Genomic DNA, 9,020 nt, shown 5'->3' with positions numbered 1-9,020 from the left:
CGCCGCCAGCGCGCGGCGCGGGTGGCGGCGCAGCCGGCGCCGGGGGCGTGGCGCCGGCGCTCGGCGCAGCGGGCGCAGCAGCCAACAGGGCCTCGACCTCGTCCTGGGTCTGCTGCGGATACCAGTGGCCATCGCGCTTGCGCAGCCACAGCGTGATGTCGATGTCGCGGGCCGCCAGCGGGTAGCGCAGCCGGACCTGGGCGCGCTCGCCATCCTGCTTGACCAGGCCGGTGCGCAAGGCATCCAGACTGTCGTCCAGCGACAGGTCGTAACGCACCAGCACGGTCTTGCAGGCGGCCCAGAACGGGCCGAGCCGGCGCAAGCTTTCTTCCATGCCCAGCCGTTGCAGGTCGGCATCGGAGCGAATGCCGGTGGCGCGCGCGGCGGCGACCAGGGTGGCGATGCTGGCCTTGGCGCGGGCACGGTCGGCCAGCGGGGCTTGCGCCGCCCAGGCGCTCAAGGCATCCACCAGCTGCACGTAGTGCGCGCGCTGCTCGGGTGGATAGTCGTTGCGGCTGTGCAGGTATTGCACGCCGAACTGACCGAGCGACTGCGCGGCCTGGCGCAGGCCCTGCGCCTGACCGGCCAGTTGTTGGTCGAAGGCCCGCTGCAGGCTGCGCTCGGCATCGCTGGCCGACAGCGTGTCCAGCAGGCTGGCGATCTCGTTGGGCAGCGGCAGCTCGGTCAACGGCCAGCGGCTGCTCCCGGACCGCCACGCGGCTTCCAGCCCGGTGTACTGCGCCGGCGTTACCCGCAGCCGGGCATAGGCCACCAGATCGTCATTGCGCAGCGGCATGACCATGGCCTGCATGGCCGCCGCAGGCTCGGCCTCGGCGCCGGGCAGGGCCGCCGGTGCGCTGTGCCGCTGGCAACCGCCCAGGCACAGCAGCGCCAGCAGCAACCAGCCGAGCGGCGGGAACCGAGCTGGGCGGACGGTAGAAGACGACATGCGGACGAGATTCCCCTGTTGATCGGCGCATCTTGCTAGCTGGATGCGACCGCGGCAAGGCAGCGACGACGGCCTGACGGGTCGGACAAGGCCGCAACGGCAGCCGGTCATGACGGCAGGCTTGGCTGTCCCTGTCCAGCGATGACCGTCACTGTCTTGCTTCGGACAAAGTTGTCCACGGATCGGCGCGCAGGCCTTGCGCCAGCTGGGTTTGATCGAATGTTGCGGCGCATCATGTAAGCGCTTGCAGATCCTGATAGCGTGCGCGCCATCCCGCTCTCAGGTCTCCATCGGATGGGACCCATGTCCTTCATGTGCAGCTTGGCCATGATCGCTCTGCCCACGCAGACGCCGACGACGCGGGCGGGCTGTGGGCGTGCGCGGCAGAGGCGGCCGGCATGAGTCGCCCCCGGTCCGAGCGCGGCAACGTCACCATCAAGGACGTCGCTCGGGAAGCACAGGTCTCGGTCGCGACCGTTTCGCGCACCATGAACGGCCATCAGCACGTCGCCGAATCGGTGCGCGAGCGCGTGCTGCAGGTGGCGCGCGCGCTGCACTACATCCCCCATCATGCCGCGCGCAGCCTCAGTAGCCGCCGCACCCACACCATCGGCGTGGTGTTACCGGACCTGCACGGGGAATTCTTTTCCGAATTGATCCGCGGCATCGACCAGGTGGCACGCGCGCAGGGTTATCACCTGCTGGTGTCCAGTTCGCACGGCGATCCGCAGGCACAGCGTCAGGCGTTGGAACGCTTGCCGGGGCGTGTGGACGGGGTGGTGGTGATGTCGCCATCGCTGGAGCCCGGGCTGCAGGCGACGGCGCTGCCGGGCAGCCTGCCGGCGGTCCTGCTCAACTGCGCCGGCCAAGCCAGCCAGCACCCGATCCTCAACGTGGACAACTATGGCGGCGCGCGCGCAATGACCCGGCACCTGCGTGCCTGCGGCCATCAGCGCATCGCCTTCATTGCCGGCCCCGAAGACAACTACGACGCCCGCGAACGCCTGCGCGGCTATCGCGACGAGTTGGCACTGGATCCGCAGGCGCAGCCCTGGGTACTGCCGGGCAACTTCGATGAGGAATCCGGCTACCGTGCCGGCCAGGTGCTGGCCCAGGACGCACGCCCGGATGCGGTGTTCGCCGCCAACGACATGATGGCGCTGGGCTGCCTGTTCGCGCTGGGCCATGCCGGCCTGAAGGTGCCGCAGGACATCGCCCTGGCCGGATTCGATGATGTGCCGATGGCCCGCTACGTCCTCCCTGCCCTGACCACCATGCGGGTGGACATTGCCGGCCTGGGCGCGCGCGCGCTGCAGTTGCTGCTGGCGCAGCAATTGCCGGATGCGCCGCCGCCGCCGCCCGACGCTGCGCCGCCGGCCTTCTCGGAGATGGTGCCGGAGTTGATCGTGCGTGCGTCCAGTGCGTCGCGCAGCGTACCGAGCGGATAACCGGCACGCGTCGCATCTTCACGCGCTCTTTGCGGTTTCTTATGTTTTTTTAACACCCGTTGTGACCGACGTCGTTCGGCGTCATCGAAACACTGCACCACTTGCGCCATGCCGTCTCCCACCGGTACGCGCCTGACCCCTGGGAGGGGGAACGCCATGAAGAGTTACCGTACCGCTTCGACCCTGCCGGCCCGCCGCCTGCTGTGTTGTGCCCTGGCCGCCTCGTTGGCCATCGCTGGGCCGGCCCTGGCGCAGTCCAGCAACGCCACCTTGCGCGGCCAGGTCGCGTCCGCGCAGGCCGGCACCACCGTCACCGCCACCAATGTCGCCACCGGCGCCGTCCGCCGCGTCGCCACCGGTGCAGACGGCAGCTATGCCCTGGTCGGCCTGCCTCCGGGCACCTACAAGGTGGATGCCGGCCCTGGCACGGAAAAAACGGTGACGCTGTCGGTCGCCTCCTCGCTCAGCCTGAACCTGGGCAGCGGCGGCGCCGCGACAACCCCGGGGGCAGATGCCAACGCCACCACCCTGGATACGGTCAAGGTCACCGCCACCGCACTGCAGGAGGTCAAGACCTCCGAAGTCGGCACCAATGTGTCGCTGAAGCAGATCAACACCGTGCCGCAGCTCACGCGCAACTTCCTCGAGTTCGCCGATACCGTGCCGGGCATGCAGTTCCAGACCGACTCCAACGGCAATAGCCAGATCCGCGGCGGCGCGCAGGCCAGCTCGGCGGTCAACGTCTATATCGACGGCGTGGGCCAGAAAAGCTATCTGTTCGGCGGCGTTTCCGGACAGGAACAGAGCGCAGGCAATCCGTTCCCGCAGCTGGCGATCGGCGAGTACAAGGTCATCACCTCCAACTACAAGGCCGAGTTCGACCAGGTCGGTTCGGCGGCGATCGTGGCCTCGACCAAGTCCGGCGGCAACGAATTCCACGGCGAAATCTTCGGTCGCACCACCAACACCGATTTCCGCGCCCGCCAGCCCGACGAACGCGCCGGTGCACCCAATGCCGACGGCAGCAAGCGCCAGACCCATCAGGACGAGTACGGCTTCGCGCTGAGCGGCCCCATCGTCAAGGACAAGGCGCATTTCTTCTTCAGCTATGAAGGCAAGGGCTTCGAGGTCTCGGCCGATCCGGTCGCCGTGCCGGATCAATTCAGCTCCTTCAGCGACGACCTGCCGGCCGGCGTGCAGAGTCGACTGGGCTCGGTCACCCGGCCGTTCAACGAAGACCTGTACTTCGGCAAGATCGACTGGGACATCGGCGACAACGACCGCCTCGAACTGACCGGCAAGTACCGCGACGAGAACAGCCGCGACGGCGTCGGCGACCAGACCACGGCCATCGCCAGCAAGATCAACTACAACACCGAAAAGCGCTACGACCTGCGCTGGCAGCATTTTGGCGAGCGCTACGTCAACGAGGCACGCATCTCCTACGAGGACGTGCTGTTCAATCCCAATGCGTACACCCTGGGCAATCAACAGATCTACACCCGCGGCATCGCCGAGGACGATGTGCTGCTCAACGACGGCGCCACCAGCGGCCTGGCGATCCAGCGCAAGGGGCAGAAGGGCCCCAGCTTCCAGAACGACCTCACCCTCAACAGCATCGACTGGCACGGCAGCCACGTCATCAAGATGGGCGTGAAGTACAAGGACGTGGAGCTGACCCAGAGCGAAAACTCTGCGGTCAATCCCTCGTTCTATTACGCCGTGGCGGACGGTGTGGGAACTTCGCCGATTCCGTACCAGGTGAAGTTCAACCTGCCCTTTGCCGGCGCTGCACCGTCGGTGACGACCAAGAGCAAGCAGTTGGGCCTGTACATCCAGGACGATTGGGACGTCAACGACAAGCTGCAGTTGAACCTGGGCGTGCGCTGGGATGGCGAGAAGATTCCGTCCTACCTGGACAACGTGACCCCGCCGGAAGTGGTGGCTGCATTGAACGGCCCTGGCACCGATCCGACCGTCAGTGCGACCTATGCCGAGCAACTGGCCAAGGGCGGCGTCAACATCAACGACTACATCAGCAACGGCCGCAATCGCAAGCAGGACAACAACAACTTCGCACCGCGCCTGGGTTTCTCCTACGACTTCCGCGGCGACGAGTCGCTGGTGTTGTTCGGCGGTGCCGGCCGCAGCTACGACCGCAACCTGTTCGACGTGCTGGGCCTGGAGCAGGTCAAGTCGGCACTCGCGCAATACACCATCCGCTTCGCCGAAACCACCGGTTGCACCCCGGCACCGGGTACCTGCGTCAACTGGAATCCGGCGTATCAGACCGATCCGGGCAGCCTGAATGGCCTGGTCAATTCGCGCGTGCGCAACGGCGAGATCGACCTGCTCAACAACGATCTGAAGACGCCCTACTCCGACCAGTACTCCCTGGGCCTGCGGACCCAGCTGGGCCAGTGGAACACCTCGGCCACGCTGTCGTACATCCACAGCAAGGAAGGTTTTATCTTCACCCTGGGCAACCGCTATCCCAATGGCGATTTCTTCCAGGGTGGTAGCCAGCCGTGGAGCGAGAATCCGTCCGGCTTCGGCTCGCTGATCATCGGCAACAACGGCGTGGAGACCAAGACCGGTCAGCTGCTGCTGTCGGCCGACAAGGCCTACACCAAGGAAAGCGGCTGGGGGTTCACCGCGGCCTATACGTTCTCGCGTGCACGCGGCAATCGCGGCAACGACGACCGCTATGGATTCGATGCCGCCACCATCGCCAACTACCCGTTCCTGGACCTCAATGCGGTGCCGCGCCACCGGCTGGTGCTGACCGGTATCTACGACCTGTTCTGGGGCATCAGCGCCTCGGCCAAGCTGACCCTGGCCACGGTGCCGCCGCGCAACGAGGCGGTGTCCTACGATCAGTACGGTGGCCAGCCGTCGGAGAACATCCGTATCGTCTCGGTGGATGCGCCGGGCGGCAAGTTCATCGCCGGCGGCGACATCTTCGGGACCCGTCAGCTGGATCTGTCGTTGTCCAAAGACATGCATGTCACCGACACGGTGACCGTGCAGGTACGCGGCGACCTGATCAATGCGTTGAACTTCCGCAACTACGACCAGTACGGCATCGACTGGGGTAGCAATGGCGTGTACGACCCGCGGGTCAGCATCAACCAGTACGGTGCGATGTCCACGCCGCCACGCACCTTGTTCATGAGCGCGCGCATCATCTGGTAAGCGCCTTCGCGGCCGATCGTCTTCGCGCCTTGCGAAGACGACCGGCCTGCGCCGCCACCGCCGACCGGCGGTGGCGGCAGCGTGCGGGCGCGTTGGGAATGCGTCCGGTTTGGCGGTCCTCGCCAATCGTCAGTCGGTCCCCGCGGTGTGCTGCCGCGATGCCCTGTGGGCATGGCCTGCATCGCGCAGGACGCGTCTGACCACTCGCTATGTGGCTCCCTGTTGTCGGCTTCACGATCCGTTTCATCCACACCACGTCTCCGGCTCCGCCTTGCAGCGGGGCGTCGGCTGCGTGTTCGAACCCCAGGAGGGGGAAAGTCATGTCGCATCACCGTCGCGTTTCTACCTTGCCCGCACGCAGCCTGTTGTGCTGCGCACTCGTCGGCGCGCTTTTCGGCAGCGGTTCCGCGCTGGCCCAGTCCAGCAACGCCACCTTGCGTGGCCAGGTCGCCGCAGCACAGGGCGGCAGCGAAGTCGTCGTCACCAACATCGCCACCGGGTCGGTGCGGCGCGCGCCGGTCAACGCCAATGGCAACTACACCATCGTCGGCCTGCAGCCGGGCACCTACAAGGTCGAATCCAATGGCGTCAGCCGCACGGTGACGTTGTCGGTGGCCTCCACCGCGACCGTCGATCTGGGCACGGAGCCGGCCGCAGCGCCGGCGGGCGATGCGACCACGCTGGACACGGTCACGGTCAGTGCGCCGATGATCCGCGACGTCAAGACGTCCGAGGTGGGCAACACCATCAGCGCGCGGCAGATCCAGCAGCTGCCGCAGGCCACGCGTAACTTCCTGGAGTTCGCCGATACCGTGCCGGGCATGGTGTTCCAGGTCGACGGTAACGGCAACACCAAGCTGCGCGGCGGTGCGTCCAATGCCAGCGCCGGTAATCTCTACATCGATGGCGTGGGCCAGAAGAGCTACGTGCGCAGCGGCGGCGTCGCCGGCCAGAGCGACACCCAGGGCAATCCGTTCCCGCAGCTGGCGATCGGCGAATACAAGGTCATTACCTCCAACTACAAGGCCGAGTACGGCCAGATCAGCGGCGCGGCGATCACCGCGGCCACCAAATCGGGCACCAACGAGTTCCACGGCGAAGCGTTCTACCGCTATACCGATCAGGACCTGCGCGACAAGCGGCCCGACGAAGAAGCCAATGGCAAGATCGATTCGCAGACCAAGGAATACGGCTTTGCATTGGGCGGGCCGATCATCCAGGACCGCATGCACTTCTTCGTGGCCTACGAAGGCAAGGAAAACGTGGCGCCCAAGAGCGTGCAGCCGAGCTCGGAGGCAGCCGCGTTCGTCAATCAGCTGCCGGCCGACCTGGCCAGCCAGTACGGCCCGGCCAACATGCCGTTCGAGGAAGACCTGTTTTTCGGCAAGATCGATTTCGAGCCCAGCGATCGCGATCGCCTGGAGTTGAGCACGATCTACCGCGACGAGACGCAGACCGCCAACGTCGGCGGCACCAATACGCTGGCGCAGGCCACCGACAAGATCAACAAGGACAAGCGCACCAATCTGCGTTGGCAGCATAGTGCCGACAACTGGTTCAACGAACTGATCGTTGGCAGCGAAGACTCGGAGAACAATCCGACCCCGCGCACGCTGGGCAACGGCATCGTCTACACCTACTTCCAGCCGCGTTCCGGGTCCACCGATATCGACGAGCGCACCTTCCTGACCACCGGTTCGGCCGGCGGCAAGAATGCGCAGCGCAAGAGTCAGAAGGGTTGGTTCGTGCAGAACGACCTGACCTTCACCAGCTTCCAGTGGCACGGCGAGCACACCATCAAGATGGGTGTGAATTACAAGGACATCAAACTGACCTCGCAGGATTCGGCGGCGCTGAATCCGCAGTTCAGTTATCGCGTCGATGGCGGCCGCGCAGAGAGCACGCCCTATCGCGTGGACTTCATTGCGCCTTACAACACGCCCGGCCAGCGCGCCACCGTGGTCTCGCCGTCCAAGCAATACGGCATCTACCTGCAGGACGATTGGGCCGCTACCGACAAGCTAATGATCAACATCGGCGTGCGCTGGGATTACGAAGACACCCCGGCCTACACCAACTTCGTCACCTCGCAGGCCTTCGTCGACGCGCTGTATGCCAACGACGCAGAAAATCCTGGCCAGCCGTGGGCCAATCGTCTGCTGCCCAGCGGCATCAACGTGGCCGAGTACATCAGCACCGGCAACAACCGCAAGAACTTCAAGGATGCCTGGGCGCCGCGGTTCGGTTTCTCGTACGACATCTTCGGCGACGAAGCCGCCATCGTGCACGGCGGCGCGGCGCGCTCGTACGACCGCAATCTCTTTGAGCAACTGGCACTGGAAACCAGCAAGGCGGCGTTGTCACCGGTGGCGGTGTACTTCCAGAACCCGGCGACCGGGACCTGCTATCGCGCCGATCGCACCTGCGTGGCGTTCGATCCGCGTTACCTCAACGGCATCGATCAGCTCAACACCATTCCCGGTGTCGCCGGCAGCGCCGAATTGTTCATGTTCAACAACAAGCTCAAGACCCCGTACAGCGACCAGTACAGCATCGGCATCACCACCCAGGTCGGCGACTGGCTGACCGATGTGACCTTCCAACGCATCCTGAGCTACGACGGGTTTGCGATGGGCTTGATCAACCGCTATCCGGATGGCTCCTACTTCCAGAATGGCAACGTGCCGTGGGGCGAGCCGGTGCCGGGCTACCAGAACACCATCCTGGGCAGCAACGGCCTGGAACAACGCAACAGCCAGGTGCTGCTGTCGGCCGATAAGCCGTACACCAAGGAATCCGGCTGGGGCCTGACCTTGTCCTACACCCATACCAGCGCGCGCCAGAACCGCAATATCGATGAGCCGTACGGCTTCGACAAGGCGACCATCCACGACTACCCGTTCGTCAAATCCGACGCGGTGGCCGCGCATCGCTTCGTCGCCTCCGGCTCGGTCGATGGCCCGTGGGGCGTGACCTTCGGTGCCAAGCTGGTGCTGGCCACGCCCGAGCCGATCAACACGATTGCCTGCTTCGGTTTCACCGATCCCGATGGTGCGACCTGCCAACAGGTCGGCGTCACCCCGCCAGGCAGTGGCAAGTTCCTGGTGGGCGGCGATATCTGGGGCTACCGGACGGTGGACTTCCAGGCCACCAAGGAGTTCACCGTGGTCGGCAACTTCAAGATGTCGGCGCGGGTGAATCTGCTCAACGCCTTCAACTTCAAGAACTACAGCGCTTACGCCTACAACGGCTTCGGCAGCAATGGCCGGTTCGATCCGGACATCAGCATCAATACCAGCGGCGAAATCAACTACGTGCCGCGTAGCGTCGTGCTGGAAGTGGGCGCCAAGTTCTGATCGTCTGTCGGCGTCCCACGCACCTGCCGCACGCGTGGGACGCCGGCAATGGACCGGCTGCTCACGTTCGAG

At 65.3% G+C, this 9,020-nt stretch carries 4 protein-coding genes; 3 read left to right on the top strand and 1 reads right to left on the bottom strand.

Features of this window, described 5'->3' with window-relative positions:
* Positions 1-949 (bottom strand): hypothetical protein (locus CKY51_RS20580; protein WP_152249824.1); only part of this gene is annotated, 949 nt, incomplete at its 3' end.
* A 398-nt stretch (positions 950-1,347) separates the two neighbouring features.
* Here CKY51_RS20580 and CKY51_RS20575 point away from each other — a divergent pair.
* The 3 genes from CKY51_RS20575 (at position 1,348) to CKY51_RS20565 (ending at position 8,948) form a co-directional block, all read left to right on the top strand.
* Positions 1,348-2,397, top strand: a complete 1,050-nt coding sequence (locus CKY51_RS20575) for a LacI family DNA-binding transcriptional regulator (protein WP_031339020.1) — start codon at positions 1,348-1,350, stop codon at positions 2,395-2,397.
* A gap of 156 nt (positions 2,398-2,553) precedes the next feature.
* A complete protein-coding gene (locus CKY51_RS20570; protein WP_152249823.1) occupies positions 2,554-5,592 on the top strand; it encodes a TonB-dependent receptor in 3,039 nt (1,012 codons plus the stop codon).
* A 320-nt stretch (positions 5,593-5,912) separates the two neighbouring features.
* Complete coding sequence (locus tag CKY51_RS20565) at positions 5,913-8,948, top strand: TonB-dependent receptor (protein WP_152249821.1); 3,036 nt, start codon at positions 5,913-5,915, stop codon at positions 8,946-8,948.
* Positions 8,949-9,020: the final 72 nt, after the last annotated feature.

The organism is Xanthomonas maliensis, from assembly GCF_009192945.1.
GTDB lineage: Bacteria > Pseudomonadota > Gammaproteobacteria > Xanthomonadales > Xanthomonadaceae > Xanthomonas > Xanthomonas maliensis.
This window is presented reverse-complemented; position numbering and strand designations above follow the sequence as displayed.

Coding starts and splice junctions, on each gene's coding strand:
- CKY51_RS20575 (WP_031339020.1), top strand. CDS start 1,348: ATGAGTCGCCCCCGGTCCGAGCGCGGCAACGTCACCATCAAGGACGTC.
- CKY51_RS20570 (WP_152249823.1), top strand. CDS start 2,554: ATGAAGAGTTACCGTACCGCTTCGACCCTGCCGGCCCGCCGCCTGCTG.
- CKY51_RS20565 (WP_152249821.1), top strand. CDS start 5,913: ATGTCGCATCACCGTCGCGTTTCTACCTTGCCCGCACGCAGCCTGTTG.